Genomic DNA, 21,325 nt, shown 5'->3' on the forward strand with positions numbered 1-21,325 from the left:
ATCTATTTTGAGGCAATAAAACCTCGTTGATAGCAAGGCAAAAATTTCGTTATTTAGTTGTTCTAAATCAGAAATTTTTAACGCAGATAGCGACAGGTTTAATCCCTCAAAATGATTAAGTATTATTGCGGATTGGTATCAATAATGTGTTTTGTGAATTTTAGGCATAAAAAAAGCACCCTAAGGTGCTTTTTTTAACTAAACAGCAGAGATTACTTCTTGCTGCTAAGTGCACCGAAGCGCTTGTTGAAACGATCAACACGGCCGCCAGTGTCTAAAATCTTTTGCTTACCAGTGTAAAACGGGTGACACTCAGAACATACGTCTAAGTGGATGTCTTTACAAAGAGTTGAGCTAGTTTCGAATTTGTTACCACATGAACAAGTTGCAGTGATAGCTTCGTACTTAGGGTGAATACCTTCTTTCATAGGGAACCTCTAGTTAAGGCCGTATCGCTCTCCAAACCCGAAGTCTGGCACCATACGCAGTTAATACAATTAATAGGCCGCGTATTTTATAGCTCAAGAAGCCTTACGACAAGCTTTAAATACATCTTTCGCTAAAAAAATAACCAAGTGGTCTGTTGTTCAGTATTTGTTGGTAGGTTTTTAACTGCAATTTTAGTACATTATCTTTCTATCTTTGTTTCAGTTGAGTTGTTATGCACTTTGTAGAAGTTGCCATAAAAGTCCCTTTACAGCGTACCTTCGATTATAAAGTTGAACAGCTGCTGCATAGCCCTGAGTTAAAGCCAGGTATGCGGGTTCGCGTGCCATTTGGTAGTCAAAAAAAGGTTGCCGTGGTACTGGCTCTTAAAACATCAACCGATGTTCCCGCTGACAAAATCAAGCCGATTATTGATGTTATAGACGACACGCCAGTGTTATCTGAGCAACATTTAGCATTACTAAAATTCACAGCACGCTACTACTGTTACCCATTGGGCGAGACCATTCATACGGCACTTCCGGCTGCATTAAGGCAAGGCGAATGCCCAGATAAAACCAGTATTAATATGGTTGAGCTGACCGATAAAGGTGCAAAACTGCCGTCATTAAAAGCAAAAACTCAGTTAAGTTTATTAAAACAGCTAGCCGAGTCGGGCAAGTCATCGGTCACAGAATTAAAAGCGCTCGGATTTACAAAAAAAACCATCGACAGTCTGCTTGATAAAGAACTGATCACCCAGTTTATTGAGCATGATAACCAATGGCAGCAACGCGCGCCGACTGTCGGTAGCAAGCCGGTGCTTAATAAAGAGCAAGCTGTTGCCTGCACCAGCATTAACCAAGCTCGTGGCTTTACAAGCTTTTTGCTTGAAGGAGTTACCGGAAGTGGTAAAACCGAAGTGTATTTGCAATGCCTAGAAGAAGTACTGAAAAAAGGTCAGCAAGCCTTAGTATTAGTGCCTGAAATTGGCTTAACCCCCCAAACTGTCAACCGCTTTCGTCGTCGCTTTCCCGATACCCCAATTATGCTATGGCACTCAGCACTAACAGATAACGAACGCTTACAAACTTGGCGTTTTTGTGAAAAAGGCAGCTGCGCCATAGTGATCGGCACACGTTCGAGTATTTTCTTGCCCTTTTTATCTCTTGGCATGATCATCGTTGATGAAGAGCACGACAGCTCGTTTAAGCAACAAGATACATTGCGCTATCATGCTAGAGATCTAGCCGCTTATAGAGCATACCAACATAATATTCCGCTCGTTCTAGGCAGTGCCACACCAGCACTTGAGACCTTACATAAAGCAATTAATAACAAATATCAGCTGTTGAGCCTCACTGAACGGGCCCAAACCAGTACTGATAACCAGTTCCAATTAATGGACATGAAAGGTCAGCCTGAGCAAGCAGGGATTGCCCATGCCAGCCTTGCCTATATGCGCCAGCATTTAGAACGTGGTAAGCAAGTGATGGTGTTTTTAAACCGTCGTGGTTTTTCGCCTACCCTTATATGCCATGAGTGCGGTTGGCTAAGTGAGTGCTCACGTTGCAGCACCAGTGCAACCTTTCATAAAGCCATTGGCCAGATGATCTGTCACCACTGTGGTGAGCAACATCAGGTGCCTCATCAATGCCCTGATTGCGGCAGCACGCAGATTTTTCCAAATGGCAAAGGCACTGAACAAATCGAAGAGTTTTTAACACAAACCTTCCCTGATATTCCGATTAGTCGTATTGACCGAGATTCAACTCGTCGTAAAGGCAGCTTAGAAAAAGCCCTTGATGATATTAACCAAGGCGGTGCGCGCATCTTAGTTGGCACGCAAATGTTGGCAAAAGGCCACCACTTTGCCGATGTTAGCCTTGTTTTAATCCTAGATGTCGACAGTGGATTATATTCGTGTGACTTTCGCGCCACTGAACATTTAGCGCAACTTGTTACGCAAGTGGCAGGCCGTGCAGGTCGCAGTGGTGAACCTGGGCAAGTATTATTACAAACTCACTTTCCTGAGCACCCGCTACTGCAAGACTTAGTTAATAATGGTTACCAAGATTTTGCCCGTTACGCACTGACAGAACGAGAAGACGCGCAACTTCCACCAATCACAAATATGGCTATGGTGCGTGCCGAAGGACATAACATAAATCAAGTGATGGATTTTTTAACTGATTTGGTTCCTGTCCAGAACGTATCTGGTATACAATTGCTCGGTCCGATACCCGCACCACTAGAACGTGTGGCAGGTAAATATCGCTTTCAGTTACATATTCAGGCGCAGGAACGCTCCCACTTACACCAATATTTAGCGCAAATGGTCGACTATATAAGTACCAGTAAATTAGCGCAAAAGGTGCGTTGGAGCTTAGATGTCGATCCTATAGATATGATTTAAAGGCCAATTAAGAGTCATGGCACAGCACGATTACATAAATAAAAAACCAGCAAATCGAAATAATAAAAAACAAGCCCCGGCGAAAAAGCCTTTCCCTATTATTCTTGTTTTAATTGCGCTTATCTTAGTAGGCGGGTTTGGTTACGGCCTATGGTATATCAAACATAATGCTGATCCTGAGTTAGTAGAGCAGCAAGCAAACCCTACTAAAAAAGAAGAAGTAGTTATTCCACCACCTAAGACACCTGAATTTATCAAAGAGATTAAAGAGCACGAAGTTCAGGTTGAAGTAAAAGAGATTGAACAAAAAGGCCCATATGTAATGCAATGCGGCTCTTTTAGAACATTAGAGCAAGCACAAACATTAAAAGCTAAAATTGCTTTTGCCGGCTTAGTGGCCGAAGTGAAGAAAACTGAGGGCAGCAATGGTATTTGGTATAAAGTGCGCTTAGGCCCATACGAAACCAAACGTTTAGCCGAAAGTGACAAGAATAAACTTAAACGCATCAAAATAATGGGCTGCGGAATTTGGCTTTGGACTTGATTTTAGTTCATTCACCCATATAAACACCTCATCAATCGCTTTTTACGAGCGGCCTTGCCGCTCGATGATGAGGAATAATCATGACCACTATTGTAAGTGTACGCCGCGACGACAAGGTCGTTATTGGTGGCGACGGCCAAGTTTCACTTGGTAACACCGTAATGAAGGGCAACGCCCGCAAAGTTCGACGTCTTTATAACGGCAAAGTAATCGCTGGTTTCGCTGGCGGTACTGCTGATGCCTTCACCCTTTTCGAACGATTTGAAAGCAAACTAGAAATGCACCAAGGCAACTTAACCAAGGCTGCCGTTGAAATGGCCAAAGATTGGCGTAGTGATCGTGCACTTAGAAAGCTCGAAGCACTATTAGCAGTTGCAGACGAAACTGCTTCATTAATTATTACAGGTAACGGTGATGTTGTGCAGCCAGAAAACGACCTAATTGCGATTGGCAGTGGTGGTAACTTCGCACAATCAGCAGCCACAGCGCTACTAGAAAACACCGACCTAAGTGCACGTGACATTGTAGAGAAGAGCCTAACGATTGCAGGCAATATCTGCGTATTCACGAATAATTTCCAAACTATTGAAGAATTGTAATAGGAACTGCCATGTCTGAGATGACGCCAAGAGAAATCGTTCACGAGCTTGATCAACATATTATTGGCCAAGCTAAAGCTAAAAAAGCAGTTTCAATCGCGCTACGTAACCGCTGGCGCCGTATGCAACTGAGCGATGATTTACGCGCAGAAGTAACGCCTAAGAACATTTTAATGATTGGTCCAACTGGTGTGGGTAAAACTGAAATTGCACGCCGCTTAGCTAAACTTGCTAATGCGCCTTTCATTAAAGTTGAAGCAACAAAGTTCACCGAAGTGGGCTATGTTGGTAAAGAAGTAGAAACGATCATCCGCGATTTAGTTGATATCTCAATTAAAATGACGCGTGAACAGCAAACCAAAAAATTCAAACATCGCGCTGAAGAAGCGGCAGAAGAGCGTATTTTAGATGCTCTTTTACCACCAGCACGCGATACCTTTGGTGAGTCAAAGACAGAAGAGAACTCTTCTACTCGCCAATCTTTCCGTAAAAAATTACGTGAAGGTCAGTTAGACGATAAAGAAATTGATATCGATGTTGCACAAGCTCAGCCAAATGTTGAGATCATGGCTCCTCCTGGTATGGAAGAAATGACCAACCAGCTTCAGAGCATGTTCCAAAACATGGGTGGCGATAAGCGCAGCAAGCGTAAGCTAAAAATCAAAGAAGCATTTAAGCTATTAGTTGAAGAAGAAGCAGCAAAGCTTGTTAACCCTGAAGAGTTAAAAGAGCAAGCTATCTTCGCAGTAGAGCAAAACGGTATCGTGTTTATCGATGAGATCGATAAAATCTGTAAACGTGGTGAAGCATCTGGCCCAGATGTTAGCCGTGAAGGTGTACAACGCGACTTACTACCATTAATCGAAGGCTCAACAGTAAGCACTAAACACGGTATGGTTAAAACTGACCACATGTTATTTATCGCATCTGGTGCATTCCAAATGGCTAAACCATCAGACATGATCCCAGAGCTACAAGGTCGTTTACCAATTCGCGTTGAGCTTGAAGCACTAAGTGCTGATGACTTTAAACGTATCTTAACTGAGCCTCATGCTTCATTAACTGAGCAGCAACGTGAGCTGTTAAAAACAGAGCAAGTTGAGGTTGAGTTTACTGATGATGCCATTGAACGTATCGCAAAAGCGGCATGGCAAGTTAATGAGAAAACCGAAAACATCGGTGCCCGTCGATTGCACACAGTGATGGAAAAACTAATGGAAGAAATTTCATTTGATGCTTCAGAAAAAGCAGGTTCAACACTAACAATTGATGCCAATTACGTTGAGCAGCATTTAGGTGCACTTGTTGAAGATGAAGACTTAAGTCGCTTCATTCTTTAATCAACAAATTAGCGTTATAATTAAAAGCCTCCAGTTGGAGGCTTTTTAGTTTATAAATCGTAGATTCGAGGCTGACATGAAAGAAGTCACTAAAGTGCATTATCACAGCGTTAGCAAAGTATTAGATGTTCATTTTGATGATCATACTATTGCTCAATTTAGTGCTGAATTTTTGCGTGTTCACTCACCTTCTGCTGAAGTACAAGGTCATGGCAATGGACCAATGAAACTCGTACTTGGTAAGCAACAAGTAGGAATTAGTAAAATTGAGCCGGTTGGTCATTATGCGATTCGACTGGTGTTTAGCGATAATCATAATAGCGGTTTATTCAGCTGGCACTATTTAAGTGAGCTGCAAGCTAACCATGATGAGCTTTGGCAGCAATACCAAACAAGAGTCTCTGAGCACGAAGCAAGTAAAGACAGCGTGCCTATTAAGTTTGTGCCTTAGCGCCTAGTGAATTAGTTCCGAGAGCTAACCAAGCAAACTAAAAAACTAAAAAACAAAAAAGCGCGATGACGACACCGTCACCGCACTTTTGTCTATATATAAAGTATCAAGTAATTATTAAACTTTAAACTTATCGATTGCCTGATAGAGGACACGCGCTTGCTCTGATACTTCTTCGCTGGTTTGTGCATTAGTCGCTGCGTGACCCGATGCCTCTTGGGCGATATCACGAATACGAACCACGTTTTTATTCACCTCAGAAGCCACTTGGCTTTGCTCATCAATCGCTGTGGCAATGTGAGTGCTCATATCCATAATGGTTTGTACATCTTCGGTGATAGAACGAAGTAACTCACCGGCTTTACTTGCCTGTGCTGCACTTTCGCCACCTTGCGTACGACATTGCTGCATAATGCTCACCACTTCTTGCGTACGCCCTTGTAAGGTCGAAATGATGCTCTCGATCTCTTGTGTTGAATCTTGAGTACGCTGCGCAAGTGAACGAACTTCATCTGCTACTACCGCAAAGCCACGGCCTTGTTCACCAGCACGCGCCGCTTCAATAGCCGCATTGAGTGCCAGTAAGTTTGTTTGCTCAGCAATGCCACGAATAACATCCAGTACAGAGCCAATCGTTTCAGCGTCTTTTTCTAATTGCGACACCACACTTGACGCATTACCGAGTGAGTCTGATAAGTGATTAATTTGCACTACCGTTGATTCAACCTCAGAACGACCTTGCTGCGCACTTAAGTTAGTCGACTCTGCTTTTTTCGCTGCGGCTTCAGTATTGTGTGAAATATCTTGAATCGTCGCCTGCATTTCGGTGGCAGCTGTGGCAACCATATCCGCTTCGTGAAGCTGCTCTTGCATACCTGAGCTAGTTGCTGCTGTCGTTTCAGATAAATGTTCTGTTGCCACGTTAAGAGTACTTAGCGCTGTATTTACTTCGTAAATCAGCTTTTTAAAATCACTGATCAAGCTATTAAAATCAACCGTCATTGTGGTGATTTCATCTTTACCTGACTGCTCAATAGACATACTTAAATCATTACTGCGACGTATTTCATTAATCGTGTGATATACACGCTCAATAGGCATAATGATTGAACGACTAGTAAAATAGACTAACAGCATGACCAAAACGCTGGCGACAATGAAAACAAGCAACGCAACGAGTTGCGCTCGCTCGGCGCTAGACTCAACAAAAGCCTTAGTTTCCGTTGTTAATTGATTAACAATCGCATCGCTCTTTTCTACACTTCGCTTCATTTCACCTAGTGCACCTGAGTCTAGATCTAATCCTAGAGTCACCTGTGCATCGACAAGCGCTTTGAATTTAACTTGGTAAGTAGCCAAGTTACTAAGTAATTGCTTCTCATAGCCAGTTTCAAATCCTGCATTTTTAATTTCAGACTGAAAATTACTGACTAAATCATCAAATTTAGCCAGATACTTCAAATCAAATCGCAGCATAAAGTCTTTCTCTGCGCGACGAAGCTGCAGCATCAAGGTTAATAGCTGATAGTTTTCACGTTCACTGAGTAAGGTTTCAACTTGATGCACGGCTCCACGTAGCTCACCATACAACGCATCTTTAGGATGCAAACCAATTTTCTTTTGCAACACAACAACTTCATTAAAGTCATCGTAATACAATTTCGCTAAGCTTCTAAATTCATCAAGTTTTGCTGACTCCATTGATAAGTCATTAACTAGCTCGTCAAGACGTGCCATTTTAACTTTAAGCTGTGCATACTCTTTTTCAAAAAGCTCAAGACTTTCGACATCTTTATAAAACAAAAAGTTTTTTTCATGCTTGCGCATTGCAAGTTCATGAATATCAAGTTCCTCCGCATTTTGAATTGTTTCATTGAGTTTTAGCATCATGCGCGACTCAAGGATAATTACACACAGCATCACAATCATTGCAAGACCAACAACGAGCGCGTTTAATTGCAAACGACGCTTAATAGTTAAGTTTTGTAATACATTCATTCAAAGTGCCCTATAGAAACATGCATTTAAGAGTATAGCTAAACTATCTAAAGCAGCTAATAAAAAGTGATTAAACTTGTCGCACATTTTCTAATATTAGGAAGGTTTAAACAATTAGTTTTTGTTCTAAATCAACCTGTTGCCACAGGTATTTATGGAGCTGATCCACCTTTTCCCATTGCTTTTTTCTTATCCACTCAACCAAAGGTGCTGGATCGCTTGGGAAGTTGAGTTTTTTATTCTGTGGAGATTGCAGCCAATCATCCATCGCATTGGGGTTTAAATAACTCATCACATGAGCTGCCCCCATCGACAATAAAGTCTGCGCATTAATACCTTGCTCAAATTGTTTACCTAGCGGTTTTAACAATAATTTTTTACCAAGTTGTAATGCTTCACTTGCAAGTTCGAATCCAGCATTACCAATCACACCACCCGCATTAGCAAGATCATTTAGAAACCCAACGCGTGATGGTGCTCGCAGATGGATATTACCAATTGAACAATCCTGAGCATCCGGGTGATAACAATAAAACTCTCTTTCAGGAAAATCTTTTAAGTACTCGACCACATTGTTAAGATTTTCGAATGGCAGATACACCAACACCTTATTTTCAACCATCACTGGGTTATCGTGATGATGAGTAGCAATAAATGGAGGGATGATATTTTCAGCATAAGGTTGCCAATGTACGCCTAAATAAACACTGGCTGGCGCATAGTTACGGATCAGCGCACGGCGAAAGAATGCGCGGCCAAACATCGGCACTTTATCAGATAAAAATGCCGCTTGATGACTCATGCCAATTACCGGAATATTTTGTTGTTTAGCAGCCCATGCTGTAATTGGCTCAAAGTCATTAAATACCAAATCATAATGACGTAAATCAAGGCCTTTTATATCTTTAATTAGTTGTAGTGGACGTGCATTTTTCAATGTTTTAAAGCTATCAACCTGCCCCGATTTACTGGTAAACGACAAACCTCGAAAAACTCGGTAATCAGCAAAATCATCCATATCAAAGTAGTCTTGCTCTTTTCGACCAGAGAACACATAGTCAACATCGACTCCTAAAGCCCTAAACGTGCTAGCCATCACCCGCGCTCGCGTTATGTGCCCATTGCCTGTCCCTTGAATACCGTACAAAATTCTCATATAGACTCCACCACCATCACAGCTAATACTGCACAACTAGATCCCATTACTGCACCAATAACCACATCAGCGGGGTAATGCACACCAATAATCACTCTAGATGCAGCGACCCCTGATGCCCAAACCAACCACAAACCGGCAAATTCAGGTAAATACATAGTTAAAATTGTCGCCACTACAAATGCTCCCGCACTATGCCCCGATGGCAAACTAAACCTATCACTCGGCACTAAATAAGCGCCTTGTACTAAGCAATCACAAGGTCTTACCCGAGCAATTCGCTTTTTAACTAAAAAATAAATAGGTCGCTCAATGACAAAACCTACCAGTAGACTCATTGCAAGATGTTGAAAATGCGCTTGCTCCGTAAACCACCAAAAGCTCAAAAATAGTGCAACATAAAGACCGCCATCACCACTTTTTGAAAAGCCAATGGCTGATCGCCTTAACCACACTGGCGAAGCATCATTAAACACACTTAAGAACAGCTGTTCGTCCACCTTTGCCAATTTTGTAAGTATGTTGTTTGCCATGGTGAGCTCCTTGTCATACTTTGCGTCTAATTTTTATACTCACCTCAGCTTAGGCGCTAAAAATAACAATTAAGTGACGCTTTTGAGACACTAATGTTGCGGTGACAAAATTCCTTTGATTTAAACCAATAATCCGCTATTAAGTCGTTGTTATTGAGTTGTATCAGGGTATACTGAGTACTAAACAGACAGTCTCTTTAGAGGATGAAAAAATGGATTACAGCACTTCTGATTTATGCGACCACTTTGCAGATGTGGTTGATGTGCTCGAACCAATGTTTATCAATTTTGGTGGACGCCCAAGCTTTAGTGGTCGAGTAAAAACCGTTAAATGCTTTGAAAATAACGAGCTGATCCGCGAGATTTTATCAACCGATGGCACCGACAGCGTGTTATTGATTGACGGTGGTGGTTCAACCCGACGTGCCCTAATTGATATTGAGCTGGCTGAAATCGCATTAGAAAACAACTGGCAAGGCATTATCGTTTACGGTGCTATTCGTCATGTTGATGAACTTGAAGAGCTAGACTTAGGCATTCAAGCAATTGCCTCTATTCCTGTTGCTGCCGATAGTGAAGGTGCAGGTGAAGACGGTATTGGCGTTAACTTCGCAGGTGTTTCTTTCTTTGATGACGACTTTGTTTACGCTGATAGCACCGGTATTATATTATCTGCTGAAGAATTAGAGTTAGAAATAATAGAAGACTAATCTCGGTGACAAACTACCTTAAAATTTATGATGAAGCGGCGGTAAAGCACTTATGTGTCCGCCGCGCTAACGAACTCAAAGCTTGGCAAGCCCTTGCCCTTCTCGACACTCAAGTTAACGCCCCACAAGCACTCATCGATGCAAAACATTTCGGTATTCGCTATGTTTTAGTTGGCGTATGTGAGGATATTGGCCCTCGCGCTAACTTAGGTAACGGTGGCTCAGGACAAGCGTGGCAAGCATTTTTAAAGCGCTTTTTAAACCAAACGCATAACCAGTTTTTAAACCACGAGCGTGTGTTGCTACTCGGCGAAGTGGCCCTTGATGACTTAAACCAACAAGCTGCTGACCTTGATAATAAAAACGACGCCGACTTAGCCAAACTACGTGAATTATGCGCTGATATAGACACCCGCGTTGAGCAAGTGATTGCGATGATTTTTGCAGCTGGTCTTGAGCCAATTGTAATCGGTGGGGGCCACAACAACTGCTTAGGTATTTTACGTGCCCTTAGTAAGCAAGATGGTAAACCAGTAAATGCTATTAACTTAGACCCTCATGCTGATTTCAGAGAGTGTGAAGGCCGCCATAGTGGCAATGGCTTTAGATATGCTTACAGCGAAAACCACCTCGCTGATTATCACGTGATGGGGTTACACGAATTTAAAAATAACCAAGCGATTATTGATGCCCTGACAAACGCAAACTTCACGTTTGATAGTTACCAAGACATTCAAGTACGTCGTAAAGTTGATTTATCTTCAGCATGTCAACACGCACTAGCTCAGTTTGATAATGCCTCGCTTGGCGTAGAAGTAGACTTAGACAGTATTTCGTTAATGCCAGTTAGCGCATACACCAACTGTGGTTTTAATGTGAGTGATGCAGAACACTTTGTGCATTTAGCTGCCAGCCAAGCAACAGCCCGCTACTTACATTTATGTGAAGGCGCACCATCACAACACCCGGTTAGTTTAGAAACAGGTATGAACGATGCAGGCCAAATAATCACAGCTTTAGTAAACGCCTACCTGCAAGCCAGAGAGTCTTCTTAACTTGCATTAGGCGCTATTCTTACTGAAACGTCTACTTTGCGAATAAATTCACACCTGCTGCAAACAAGGTGATTTATTCGCCAAGATTTAACGATGGTAATAGCTCATCTTCAAACCAATCGCTGATTAAACGCTTGTCGTAGTAATAAGCTTCATCGCGCCCCATTTTCATGCGGTCCATAAAGCCCATATCTTTAAGCTTTACGTCTTTTGCTTCACTAATCACTTTACCGTCTTTATCAGTAATCGAATAATTAAGGTCTATGCGTGGGAAATAAATTGGCTTGATAATGCGCAGTTCATTCATCGTTCCAAAACGCACATCACCAGCAAGGTCAAGCTCTGTTACTTCCACATTGAAGGTGTAGCCATCAGGTAACTGTTCAGTAAGCTTGTTAAAGTGCTTCTCAAAGCTCTTTGCCACGTTTTTATGAAATGCACCTTTTGGTGAGTTATTTCCGGGGCGCACATCACGGTAATCGTTAAAGTCATGCCATTTAACCTTAGCCTCCCCTGCGTGAGCAAAAGCAGGTAGTGCAATAACCATTGCTAAGGCCATTTTCTTTACAATTTTCATCTTTATCTCCACTTAACAGGAATAGCTTTTGATTAAAATTTAGCAGCTGACAATTAACTATAGCTTAATAACTCAACGCTTGGATGTAACCAATATGGTGCAAAATGTAATCAAAAACAAGACACTGATATTTCTATGAAAGAAGTTTAATCACATTTTATTCATGTAATTTAACGCGAAATGTGATGAAATAAGGCTAATTCAACCAGGTATAGTTCATGGATATTTTATGACCATTTTAGTCACCGGCGGAGCCGGGTACATCGGTTCTCACACCGTTTTAGAGTTACTACAACAAGGCACAGACGTTGTTGTACTTGATAATTTAAGCAATTCATCAAATGAGTCATTGGCTCGCGTAAAACAAATCACCGGCAAAGACGTCACGTTTTATCAAGGTGATATTTTAGATAGAGCCTGTTTAGACAAAATCTTCAGTGAACACACGATTGATAGTGTTATTCACTTCGCTGGTTTAAAAGCGGTTGGTGAATCGGTTGTAAAACCTATCGAGTATTATCAAAACAACGTACAAGGTACACTGACTCTGGTTGATGCTATGCGTGATGCTGGCGTATTTAAGTTAGTATTTAGCTCATCAGCAACCGTATACGGTGACCCAGCAAGCTTACCAATTCGCGAAGACTTCCCAGTTGGCGGCACGACTAACCCGTATGGCACATCAAAGCTTATGGTTGAAATGATGCTGCAAGATATCGCGAAATCAGATGAACGCTTTGCCTTTGTTATCTTACGTTACTTTAACCCTGTAGGCGCACATGAGTCTGGCCTTATTGGTGAAGACCCTAATGGTATTCCTAACAACTTATTACCTTATATTTCGCAAGTTGCTGTGGGTAAACTAGAAAAGCTAGGTGTGTTTGGGGATGACTACGGTACTGTAGATGGTACAGGTGTTCGTGACTATATCCACGTTGTCGATTTAGCATTAGGTCACTTAAAAGCGCTGAACCGAATTGCAAGTGATACAGGTGCGCACGTATTTAACCTAGGCACAGGTAATGGTTATTCAGTACTGCAGATGGTTACCGCTTTTGAGAAAGCCAGCGGTCAAGCCGTACCTTACCAAATTTCGCCGCGTCGAGCGGGTGATATTGCAGCTTGTTACGCAGCACCAGAAAAAGCATTAAAAGAACTTGGCTGGCAAGCAGAGCGTGGCATCGATGAGATGATGCAAGATACATGGCGCTGGCAAAGCAATAACCCGAACGGTTACAAATAGTCAGAAGAATTAAAAGGCACTTACAAATAAGTGCCTTTTTACTGGCTACTTTATAAAATCCTGCGTTTCAAAATAAACTATTTGGCTGTACTCACAGTCATTAAAGCCACTTGATAATTGCGTAAATGTTGGCACGTTTACTTCTACCTGCAAACGCTCAGCTTCACACCCTCTTACTAAAGCAATGGCGTCAAATGACGGGCTGGCCTGTATTTGATGTACCAATATTTGTATTCCTTGTTCATTTGTCGCTTTATTTATTCTTTGCCAGCGCGGTTGCGACACGTGCTGAGTCGATGACAGTGCTCGTTTATATACAAGAGAAACAAACTTAAAGTTTTCATCCTTTAGCCATTTTTTACCGCCTCGTTCAAAATGACCGAAGAATAATTGGCTGGGCACACTGAATGTCTGCCCAGCAATTAACTTATTCAAGTCAAACTTAGCAGGCAATAGAGTGATCATCGAATTTAAATACTGAGGAGTTGAATCACTTTCTTGCACAGTAAGCCAACGAATTAGTTCTTTCTCATAGCGAGTTTCTACACGATAAATTAATTGATAATCATGCGGGGCGTGGTACATAGGAAGGTGGCTGGCATAGAGCTCAACGCCATCGGTGAACAACACCATGCCATGCATGCCAACTCGGCTATGCGCATGAAAATGCTTAACCTCTTTTGCTATGCTTTTAAAACTGACAATTAAACAGTAAAGTAACAACAGAAAAGCGAAATTTGCTTTCATTTTTTAATACCTTTTATTTAACACGAACAATCGCTTTACCGATATTCTTCCCTTCGAACAATCCCTCAAGCGCGCTTGGTAAATTTTCAAAGCCATTAATTTCGGTTGTTTTAAATCGGATCTCTCCTGCTTTTAACCACGGCAAAATATGATTAATCATTTCAGGCATGCGGTGAGTAAAGTCTCTTGCTAAAATCCCTTGAATTGTCGCTCGTTTATAAAGTAATTGATGGAGAAAGCGAGGGCCTAGTTCGGGGTTGTCAAGCGAGCCATCGTACTGCGAGATTTGCCCGCAAATCACTACGCGAGCACGCAAGTTTAAGCTGCTCAACACCGCATCAGTGTTCATCCCGCCAACATTATCAAAATAAACATCAACACCACCAAGCTCCATCAACCTTTCGTGCAACTGTTGGGCTGAGTCAAATTGCTTATAGTTAAGCGCATAAGCGACCCCGAGCTTTTCTAACCAAGTACATTTTTCTTCAGATCCAGCTAGGGCAATAACACGACAACCATTTTTTATCGCAAACTGAGTAACTAACGAACCCACAGCTCCTGCAGCACCTGAAACGACAACCGTCTCGCCGGCTTTTGGTTTACCTGCTTCCATTAAACCAAACCAAGCTGTTCGCCCAGGCATACCTAAAACACCTAGTGCCGTTTTTACATCGGCATCATTAGGGTTTAAGGCTTGTATTTCATTGGCATGGACAACTGCATGAGTTTGCCAACCTGAATAAGCGCTAACCCAATCACCTTGCTTAAATCGTTCGCTATTTGACTTTAAAACCTGAGCAACAACCGCTGCTCCTTGCACTGTATTTAATGCATGAGGTTGCTCCCAGTTCGGCTTAGCAGCTTGTTGAATACGCATATATGGATCGACAGAAATATACTTTGCCTCTAGCAGCACTTCGTTTTTAGCCAATGTCGGCGAAATTACAGATTCTCGCAATGCATAATGCTGCTCACTGACACGTCCATCAGGGCGCTTAACATAAAACCACTGCTTAAGATTGTAAGACGTCATCGCTCTCTCATTTAATGAAATTTAATAACGAAATTATTGCACTTAAACAATTAACCATTAAGCTATTAAAACTATCTATACGTTTCCATATTGGAATTAGAGGCAAACTTGGATACAGAAGATTTACGAAAGTTTTTGGTCATCGCAAAGCACAATAACTTACAGCAAGCATCTGCAACATTAAATGTCACACCTGGTGCGCTTTCGAAGGTCATAAAACGGCTCGAAATTAAGCTAAATACACAACTATTTAAGCGAATTGGTCGAAATATAAAACTAAATCAGCAAGGTGAAAAATTTCGCCATTATGCGCTTAATTTGGTTCATGAGGCTGATCAAGCTATCAGCGAGTTTAATGGAAGCACGAAAAATACGGTTGTTAACTTATCTGGCCCCTCTTTGCTGTTACAGCATTACCTGCCTTTATTATTATCGCAATTTAATGAGCAAGGTTTTCAATTTAATATTGATACAAGTTGGGAAGGTCAAGCCATTGAACAGGTTGCCAGCGGCCATGCCCATTTAGCTTTAGTTACCGAAGTGGCATTAAATGAAAGCACACTGCAAAGTGACTTTGAACGTATATATTTAGGCACAACAACATTTAAGGTTGTAGCTGCGCACTCGCATCCATTATTCGAACAGTTTAGTAAGGGTTCACTCACCAACAGAGAGCTTTTTCAATTTAGTTTTGCTTGTCCGAGTATTTCACCCTTTTGTGGCGTAACTAGGGGGATCGGCTCAGATGGTTGGCGAGATGACAAAGTACCTAGAACCATAAGTTATCGTTGCAACGATTTCAGCACCTTACTGTCACTCGTCAAACAAGGGATTGCATTAGCATACGTCCCTGATTTTATTGCAAACGATCCAGCCCTCAAAGTCATCGATGTCTTAGACTGTAACTACACTTGCCAAGAGCGCCTCGAGCTGGTTTACAAACCAAGTTTAGCTACTGGCTGGTTAAATAAATTCGCAGCAAAAGTGAGAGCGGCACATCAGCGCATTGCTTGAATGCTCTCAAGTGCTACAGCTAGCTGTGTTTTTAATTTTTTATAGCGTATATAAACAGCCAGCACGATAATACCATTAATACCAAGCTGGATAAGCCATAGGCTGTATGTTTTAAACATAACCATATTAAACAAGGCAGCGATTAACAAAGCGCACCAAAGCACAACGCAGCCAATAAAACTCACATGCCAGTAATGAACTTGGTGCTTCAGCTGATTCTCTTTAAAATTAAGCATTGCATTAACGTCTAGTGTTTCTGCTCGCCACAGCTTTCGCCTTAAACGGTATGACCAAATTCCAAAACCTAGAGGAATAGGCACTAATAGCGCAAACATAATGGTTTCATAGGTATTTTTTGCTTCAAACAACATAGCGTAAATACAAAATACGGTTACCACAACACCTAAAAATGAGTCGATTAACCCTTTTAGCTTTAACTTAGTTCGCGACTTTTGCGTTTGTGCAATTAACACTGCACTATCCACTTTCGGCGTTGCTTGCACGAATGCCTGCTGCCACTTAGCTAATTGATCATCTGCTTCGAATTTATCCACTTTATTTACTCCATTAGGCTCGCAATTTGCTGTCTTGCTCTACTGGCACGCTTAGCAACAGCATCTTCAGACAACCCCAGCGTTTGCGCTATCTCACTTTGATTAAACCCTTCAAGCTGCAAAGCAAGCACCTGCCGATATTTCAGCGTTAATTTACGAAGGGCAGCCATTAAATCTAAACTGTCGTCTGGTGACTTATGCGCACTCAAGGCTTGGGTGTAATCAATACTTTCAGAGCTTGCCACCTCTTTGCGGTTTTGCTCTTTTATCACATGATCAACCGCTTTATTGTGAGCTATTCGGGCAATATAGGTTTTTATGCTGGCATCGCCACGAAAGGCAACATCGGGTGATGAGTCATTACTTTCAAAAGCGCGCCAAACAGCCAGCGACATCTCTTGAATTAGCTCATCTTGTAGCGCTTGATTGATCTCGTAGGTTGCAGCAACACGCGCCAACAGCGGCGCGTATTCATTCAGCAATGTGTTTATTTGAACATCAGCTTTCACTGTAATTCCATGTTTTTATTATTATTTGAACAAACGATTATAGGCACAAAAGTAGGTACATGCTAATACCGGCCCTACCAACAACATAGGTAAAAGACTATAAGGGGCAGCAAAGGTAACGAGCATATTAATCAAACAAAGCATGCTTAATGGTTTAATCACCTTTAGTGCCGTTGTAATGCCTTCTTTAACAGCTGCACTAAGCGAAGCATTGTTTAAAAGTAACAGAGGTACCACAAACATAAGCAACATATTTACAGGAACAATTGATACAAACATGACCCCTACGCGCCAGCGCTCAACATCAACAAACTGACCTGACAATAAAGCCGATAACTGCTCACTACCAATCAAAGTACTCCCAACAGCAAATTGCACCAGCGCCAGTAAAATACCAACAACTGACCACACGGCAACTCGCCCCCACTTCGTCCATGTTGCATTGTGCTTAAATGAAAAGCCTTGCTGATTATTCAGGTTAAACAACAATGGCCACACCGTTGCCATTAACATAGGCGCTAACCATTTTGATACAGTTAAACCTGTAGGTGCAGGTAATAACTGCACTAAGCCTGGCACAATAGCGAACAGCGTCATCAGTAAAAAAAGTTTAAACGGTGCTTTTTTAAATAGCCCCCAGCCTTCTTTTAACCAAACAGCAGCATCACTAAATGGTGCATTTGTTGAATCAAGTTTTAGCGTATTCACAGTTGATGTTGTAGTCGTCATGAGTTTGTCCTTTTCGTAAAAATTAATACACAAGACACTGCCTATCGCTACCACCTAATAGGAACAACTTCGTGTCATTTGCAGCTATAGACGAGACAAACACAGAAAACCTGACAAAATATTTTTAAAAAATTAAAAATAATTTTATTTCGTTGAATTTTTAAAGATAAAAAAGAGGTGGAACAATAGTGGAACGCAGCTGCTTGAGATAGATTTAAGCTTTGGTTTTTGGTTTTTTACAGCAAGAAAATGGTGGCCCCTCCCAGACTTGAACCGTTATGTGGTATTAAAAGACTTAAAACCAATACTGACTGTAGCTAGCAAACAGTTCTGATGCATTGATTTAAGAAAGATGAGCACGTGTTTCTGAACTAAAGTTAAGTATGCACCAAAAGTGCATACTTAACTTATAACGTTTGTAATTACCAATTTAATTGCTCACTTCATTAACTAGCAAACTTCTAAGACATTATGTTTTTTGGCTAGTCTAATTGCGTCTAATTTCAATTGCTGCGCTTTATCTTTATCGTATCTCTCAACTTGCTTCGCATAAAAATGTTTAGCTAAACAAAGAGAGCGGTATAAACCTTTTCGAGCTAGCATTTCTATAGACTCATCGTATTGCTTTTTACCTTCAACAATCATCCCGCTTTCCATGAAAGCCATTCCTATGGTTGCTTTAAATGTTGCAGAACAATTAGTATCTTCAACGTCAACCCTTTTTGCTAAAAGCCTCAAATCAACATCAAGGTTTTTTGTTTGCTTTAAAAGTAATTTAGCAACTATCAGGTTATTGAGCTCCCCAAATCTCATATGGGAATGAGGTATTCTCTTATCGGACAATTGAATAACGAAATTGGGGTCGTCAAGTGCAGCAATACTTAAATAACCAGCGTCTACTATTGGGCCTGCGCTATACGGCTGAAATTGATGCATATCAATAAGTTTGCCTCTGCATTCTTCAAATTTTTTCTTTTGATATAAATCATTAACCCCCCCCTCTATTGATTCTGAAGGATGAGGCATATTTTTAAAAGTTATGTTATGTTTATGGTGTAACCAGTGAACGTGAGAGATAACGTTTTCAGAAGGATCTGTCAGTGCTACTTGAATATGCTTTTTCGCTTTTTTGATAGAACCGTTATTAAACTCTATTGTTCCTACACAAGCTGCTAATTCAGAAACCATCGCATTATCACCACCCCAATTATCTATCAACGATACAGCTTTTTTAATGCTTGGGTTTCGAATTTCAAATGCGCTAGATATCGCCGTATACGCACTCATTATTAATGGATTAGAATTCAAATTTGGTCGATTTTTCAAATACCACGATGCCTGCTCAGGGTCTCCAATATGAACGAGAAACCTAGCGTAAGACCTTGCTATAAAGGCATGGTTAGGATCAATATTTTTCGCAACATCAACAGAATGCATTGCTTTATTCATTTCGCCTAATATAGAGTAATAAAAGCCTAAATCCATCCAACTTAAAGAATCCCTCGGGTTAAAATGAACGAGTTTCTTAAGCTTTTGAATAATTAACCTAACCTTGCCTGCATCTGTAGAGTATGAATTATAATTATCCAACATTCTCAGTTCAGGACAAACGAGATGCTTAACTGAATTAGGTAAAGTTTCATAGTTATCAAGTAAAATTCTGTTAATTTCTAGATATAATGGGTGATTTCTTTCATCAGCTTGAATAAACCTAACAAAAACATCTATAGCATTCGGTATACTGCGCTCTGCTTTCCAGAGTTCAACGGATTTCTTAAACCAGAAATCTTCTTCAAAAAGTCCTTCATTGCGAACAATATTTTTTGTAGGGTAATTAAATCTAAAAAGTTTTCTCGACGTATGCCAGCGAGGGATGAGCTGTCTATTGTCCATCATCAATATGTTATGAGCCATATCACTGGATCCCCTTAATTTGACACTTTCTAAGTACACCTGCCATTTTGCTAATATACTTTTCCATTGAAAGCCTCATCACTTTATGTGCATATTTCCCATTCCCTCTTATAAGGTGATCTGGGTAACATAACTCGTTCACCATTTCAGCTAAATCAGAAGCTATTTCTTTTCCAAACAAAGTCGCACAATCTTCTCTAAACCTATTTATAATGGTCGCAAATGCTGATTTTATAAAAGGTAATGCCTCTTCATATGTTGCACGATCTATATGTGGCATCAAAAGTCTAGACTCTTCGATCAACACAGGGGTAATTTGAGCCTTTGAAATGACGTGATATATCAGACTTCCAAACATATGAACATCAGATAATCTCCGATCAATAAAATCTGTGATAGGTATTCTGTAATGCACCTCTATTGGTGCGTAAGATCTATCTCCAGTAAAGCTTAATGCCGAAAAAGGTGACTCGCCTTTAGCATCTGTTACTCTTCCCAGATCTGATATTTTTGACTGCTCATTTTCAAAACATAAAACATTAGAAGGTTTTATATCTTGGTGGGCAATTCCGATCTGATGCAATTGCTTTATTCCTACAGCAACATGATGAAGAGACTTAAAAACATTTTTCCATGACTCTATATCACTATTAATGAATTGAGACCTAAGATCTCCTTCTGCAAGCTCAAAAATAATATAAAAAACTCGATTTAGCGGAGGAAAGGAAACTGGACTGGATATTTCTCCACTATCCAATGGAGTAACGACACGAGTTAATTTCCTGTCCTTACAGTGGTCTAAAATATTTTGCTCAAACAAATACTCGGAGATAGTTTTATTCATCTCTGTAAGTGATTTTGAGGCTACCTTAGATAAATCCATTGCTTTTAGAAAACCAATTTTTCCTTCTGGCGAAATAGCTGTATACCGGGTACAAAAATTACCACCAGTACCGGATGTAGTATTTATCATTTTACCTATTTTCCAACCAGAAGTAGTAACTAGACCCTCAAGTGCTTTTGATGGCATCTTTAAATCTTCTCCCTGTTATATGCACTGATACATGTGAAGCTTCACATGATGTTTTATTTTCTTCTTTCAAGTAAATAAATTACTTAACAATAGATTTATAAAATATCTGAACACACTTTGCTTATGAAATCGATACATTAATTTTAATAGATTAGCTATCAAACACTATGAACAATTATATTTTTACAATAAGTTGTAATGAAAATATAGAATTGACAAAAGGTTACATCAAGGAAAGAGTAGGTCTAATATGAAAGGTTACTGCTTTTGAGAAGATAAAATTCGTTTATGCTGTAAAGCCATAACGCAGCTTAGTAATAACACTTTTTATCAATTCACGACCACGAATTGTATGAATAACTGAATATGGTTTATGGCTATTAAATTGAATATGAGGTGTATTCAACCATTGATTCCAAATATCTATGCTATCAAAGTATGAAGTCCCGAAAGCACATAATTTCGCAATTTCCATTAAATTTTCACTTACTTGTTTATCTAATCTATGCTCCATATTAAGTCTTAATTTTCTCTCTTTTGTACCTATAGCCTCAGCAAAAGCTCTTATCTCCCAACCAATAATGTTGACGAAAGCATTCAGAGCATTCGGAGTGACTCCTAGTTCTACGAAAGCAATTTCAGCAAAGGGATCTGAATTAGCTGTTAATTTACCATCCGAGATTACAGTAATGAAATCTGGTATATTTTCGCAACGAGAATTAACATTCTTCATTTATTTTACCT

22 protein-coding genes are annotated in these 21,325 nt (G+C 40.6%); 9 read left to right on the top strand and 13 right to left on the bottom strand.

Annotated features, from left to right (window positions below; translation table 11 throughout):
* Positions 1–212: 212 nt before the first annotated feature.
* A complete protein-coding gene (gene rpmE, locus JIG37_RS09730; RefSeq protein WP_036973208.1) occupies positions 213–428 on the bottom strand; it encodes a 50S ribosomal protein L31 in 216 nt (71 codons plus the stop codon).
* Positions 429–661: 233 nt separating this feature from the next.
* Between rpmE and priA the strand changes: the two genes are divergently transcribed.
* The 5 genes from priA (at position 662) to JIG37_RS09755 (ending at position 5,776) form a co-directional block, all read left to right on the top strand.
* Positions 662–2,842, top strand: coding sequence for a primosomal protein N' (priA, locus tag JIG37_RS09735; RefSeq protein ID WP_138599279.1), 2,181 nt, complete (start codon positions 662–664; stop codon positions 2,840–2,842).
* Between the two features lie 16 nt (positions 2,843–2,858).
* Positions 2,859–3,386, top strand: a complete 528-nt coding sequence (locus JIG37_RS09740; protein WP_130167267.1) for an SPOR domain-containing protein — start codon at positions 2,859–2,861, stop codon at positions 3,384–3,386.
* Between the two features lie 80 nt (positions 3,387–3,466).
* Positions 3,467–3,985 carry an ATP-dependent protease subunit HslV gene (hslV, locus tag JIG37_RS09745; RefSeq protein ID WP_054552816.1) on the top strand — a complete coding sequence of 173 codons (519 nt, stop codon included), beginning with the start codon at positions 3,467–3,469 and terminating at the stop codon, positions 3,983–3,985.
* Between the two features lie 11 nt (positions 3,986–3,996).
* Complete coding sequence (gene hslU / locus JIG37_RS09750; RefSeq protein ID WP_130049805.1) at positions 3,997–5,325, top strand: HslU--HslV peptidase ATPase subunit; 1,329 nt, start codon at positions 3,997–3,999, stop codon at positions 5,323–5,325.
* Between the two features lie 76 nt (positions 5,326–5,401).
* Positions 5,402–5,776, top strand: a complete 375-nt coding sequence (locus JIG37_RS09755; protein ID WP_199529267.1) for a gamma-butyrobetaine hydroxylase-like domain-containing protein — start codon at positions 5,402–5,404, stop codon at positions 5,774–5,776.
* A gap of 117 nt (positions 5,777–5,893) precedes the next feature.
* On the opposite strand, the gene JIG37_RS09760 is transcribed toward JIG37_RS09755, so the two are convergent.
* From JIG37_RS09760 to JIG37_RS09770, 3 genes are all read right to left on the bottom strand, one after another.
* Positions 5,894–7,774: a HAMP domain-containing methyl-accepting chemotaxis protein gene (locus JIG37_RS09760; RefSeq protein WP_199529268.1), complete on the bottom strand. Its 1,881-nt coding sequence runs from the start codon at positions 7,772–7,774 to the stop codon at positions 5,894–5,896.
* A gap of 106 nt (positions 7,775–7,880) precedes the next feature.
* Positions 7,881–8,930: an MJ1255/VC2487 family glycosyltransferase gene (locus JIG37_RS09765; RefSeq protein ID WP_138599281.1), complete on the bottom strand. Its 1,050-nt coding sequence runs from the start codon at positions 8,928–8,930 to the stop codon at positions 7,881–7,883.
* The gene (locus JIG37_RS09770) at positions 8,927–9,463 is read right to left on the bottom strand and encodes a phosphatase PAP2 family protein (RefSeq protein WP_187489774.1); all 537 of its coding nucleotides are present in this window, start codon (positions 9,461–9,463) and stop codon (positions 8,927–8,929) included. Before JIG37_RS09770 ends, JIG37_RS09765 begins: the two co-directional genes overlap by 4 nt.
* A gap of 212 nt (positions 9,464–9,675) precedes the next feature.
* Here JIG37_RS09770 and rraA point away from each other — a divergent pair, with 212 nt between their 5' ends.
* Entirely contained in the window at positions 9,676–10,173 is a 498-nt protein-coding gene (gene rraA, locus JIG37_RS09775) for a ribonuclease E activity regulator RraA (protein ID WP_054552822.1), read from the top strand.
* A gap of 5 nt (positions 10,174–10,178) precedes the next feature.
* Positions 10,179–11,228, top strand: a complete 1,050-nt coding sequence (locus JIG37_RS09780; RefSeq protein WP_199529269.1) for a formimidoylglutamase — start codon at positions 10,179–10,181, stop codon at positions 11,226–11,228.
* A gap of 73 nt (positions 11,229–11,301) precedes the next feature.
* Here JIG37_RS09780 and JIG37_RS09785 read toward each other — a convergent pair whose 3' ends face one another.
* On the bottom strand, positions 11,302–11,805 hold the full coding sequence (locus tag JIG37_RS09785) for a DUF3016 domain-containing protein (protein ID WP_199529270.1): 504 nt from the start codon (positions 11,803–11,805) through the stop codon (positions 11,302–11,304).
* Positions 11,806–12,034: 229 nt separating this feature from the next.
* Between JIG37_RS09785 and galE the strand changes: the two genes are divergently transcribed.
* Entirely contained in the window at positions 12,035–13,048 is a 1,014-nt protein-coding gene (gene galE / locus JIG37_RS09790) for a UDP-glucose 4-epimerase GalE (protein ID WP_199529271.1), read from the top strand.
* Between the two features lie 45 nt (positions 13,049–13,093).
* On the opposite strand, the gene JIG37_RS09795 is transcribed toward galE, so the two are convergent.
* Positions 13,094–13,795, bottom strand: a complete 702-nt coding sequence (locus JIG37_RS09795) for a hypothetical protein (RefSeq protein WP_199529272.1) — start codon at positions 13,793–13,795, stop codon at positions 13,094–13,096.
* A 13-nt stretch (positions 13,796–13,808) separates the two neighbouring features.
* Complete coding sequence (locus JIG37_RS09800) at positions 13,809–14,828, bottom strand: NADP-dependent oxidoreductase (protein ID WP_199529273.1); 1,020 nt, start codon at positions 14,826–14,828, stop codon at positions 13,809–13,811.
* 108 nt (positions 14,829–14,936) lie between these two features.
* On the opposite strand from JIG37_RS09800, the gene JIG37_RS09805 reads away from it, so the two are divergent.
* Positions 14,937–15,842, top strand: coding sequence for a LysR family transcriptional regulator (locus tag JIG37_RS09805; protein WP_054552828.1), 906 nt, complete (start codon positions 14,937–14,939; stop codon positions 15,840–15,842).
* On the opposite strand, the gene JIG37_RS09810 is transcribed toward JIG37_RS09805, so the two are convergent.
* From JIG37_RS09810 to JIG37_RS09835, 6 genes are all read right to left on the bottom strand, one after another.
* Positions 15,827–16,396, bottom strand: coding sequence for a hypothetical protein (locus JIG37_RS09810; RefSeq protein ID WP_199529274.1), 570 nt, complete (start codon positions 16,394–16,396; stop codon positions 15,827–15,829). The two genes, JIG37_RS09805 and JIG37_RS09810, sit on opposite strands and share 16 nt — an antisense overlap.
* Positions 16,397–16,401: 5 nt before the next feature.
* Positions 16,402–16,905, bottom strand: coding sequence for an RNA polymerase sigma factor (locus JIG37_RS09815; RefSeq protein ID WP_054552830.1), 504 nt, complete (start codon positions 16,903–16,905; stop codon positions 16,402–16,404).
* A gap of 21 nt (positions 16,906–16,926) precedes the next feature.
* Positions 16,927–17,634: a hypothetical protein gene (locus tag JIG37_RS09820; protein WP_138616114.1), complete on the bottom strand. Its 708-nt coding sequence runs from the start codon at positions 17,632–17,634 to the stop codon at positions 16,927–16,929.
* Between the two features lie 450 nt (positions 17,635–18,084).
* Entirely contained in the window at positions 18,085–19,548 is a 1,464-nt protein-coding gene (locus JIG37_RS09825) for a hypothetical protein (protein WP_199529275.1), read from the bottom strand.
* A gap of 1 nt (position 19,549) precedes the next feature.
* Positions 19,550–20,578 (bottom strand): protein kinase, encoded by a 1,029-nt coding sequence (locus JIG37_RS09830; protein WP_199529276.1) that lies wholly within the window; start codon positions 20,576–20,578, stop codon positions 19,550–19,552.
* A 289-nt stretch (positions 20,579–20,867) separates the two neighbouring features.
* Entirely contained in the window at positions 20,868–21,314 is a 447-nt protein-coding gene (locus JIG37_RS09835; RefSeq protein ID WP_199529277.1) for an antitoxin Xre/MbcA/ParS toxin-binding domain-containing protein, read from the bottom strand.
* Positions 21,315–21,325 lie beyond the last annotated feature (11 nt).

It is taken from the genome of Pseudoalteromonas sp. bablab_jr010 (assembly GCF_016464105.1).
Classification (GTDB): Bacteria; Pseudomonadota; Gammaproteobacteria; order Enterobacterales; family Alteromonadaceae; genus Pseudoalteromonas; species Pseudoalteromonas simplex.

Coding starts and splice junctions, on each gene's coding strand:
- rpmE (WP_036973208.1), bottom strand. CDS start 428: ATGAAAGAAGGTATTCACCCTAAGTACGAAGCTATCACTGCAACTTGT.
- priA (WP_138599279.1), top strand. CDS start 662: ATGCACTTTGTAGAAGTTGCCATAAAAGTCCCTTTACAGCGTACCTTC.
- JIG37_RS09740 (WP_130167267.1), top strand. CDS start 2,859: ATGGCACAGCACGATTACATAAATAAAAAACCAGCAAATCGAAATAAT.
- hslV (WP_054552816.1), top strand. CDS start 3,467: ATGACCACTATTGTAAGTGTACGCCGCGACGACAAGGTCGTTATTGGT.
- hslU (WP_130049805.1), top strand. CDS start 3,997: ATGTCTGAGATGACGCCAAGAGAAATCGTTCACGAGCTTGATCAACAT.
- JIG37_RS09755 (WP_199529267.1), top strand. CDS start 5,402: ATGAAAGAAGTCACTAAAGTGCATTATCACAGCGTTAGCAAAGTATTA.
- JIG37_RS09760 (WP_199529268.1), bottom strand. CDS start 7,774: ATGAATGTATTACAAAACTTAACTATTAAGCGTCGTTTGCAATTAAAC.
- JIG37_RS09765 (WP_138599281.1), bottom strand. CDS start 8,930: ATGAGAATTTTGTACGGTATTCAAGGGACAGGCAATGGGCACATAACG.
- JIG37_RS09770 (WP_187489774.1), bottom strand. CDS start 9,463: ATGGCAAACAACATACTTACAAAATTGGCAAAGGTGGACGAACAGCTG.
- rraA (WP_054552822.1), top strand. CDS start 9,676: ATGGATTACAGCACTTCTGATTTATGCGACCACTTTGCAGATGTGGTT.
- JIG37_RS09785 (WP_199529270.1), bottom strand. CDS start 11,805: ATGAAAATTGTAAAGAAAATGGCCTTAGCAATGGTTATTGCACTACCT.
- galE (WP_199529271.1), top strand. CDS start 12,035: ATGACCATTTTAGTCACCGGCGGAGCCGGGTACATCGGTTCTCACACC.
- JIG37_RS09795 (WP_199529272.1), bottom strand. CDS start 13,795: ATGAAAGCAAATTTCGCTTTTCTGTTGTTACTTTACTGTTTAATTGTC.
- JIG37_RS09800 (WP_199529273.1), bottom strand. CDS start 14,828: ATGACGTCTTACAATCTTAAGCAGTGGTTTTATGTTAAGCGCCCTGAT.
- JIG37_RS09820 (WP_138616114.1), bottom strand. CDS start 17,634: ATGACGACTACAACATCAACTGTGAATACGCTAAAACTTGATTCAACA.
- JIG37_RS09825 (WP_199529275.1), bottom strand. CDS start 19,548: ATGGCTCATAACATATTGATGATGGACAATAGACAGCTCATCCCTCGC.
- JIG37_RS09830 (WP_199529276.1), bottom strand. CDS start 20,578: ATGCCATCAAAAGCACTTGAGGGTCTAGTTACTACTTCTGGTTGGAAA.
- JIG37_RS09835 (WP_199529277.1), bottom strand. CDS start 21,314: ATGAAGAATGTTAATTCTCGTTGCGAAAATATACCAGATTTCATTACT.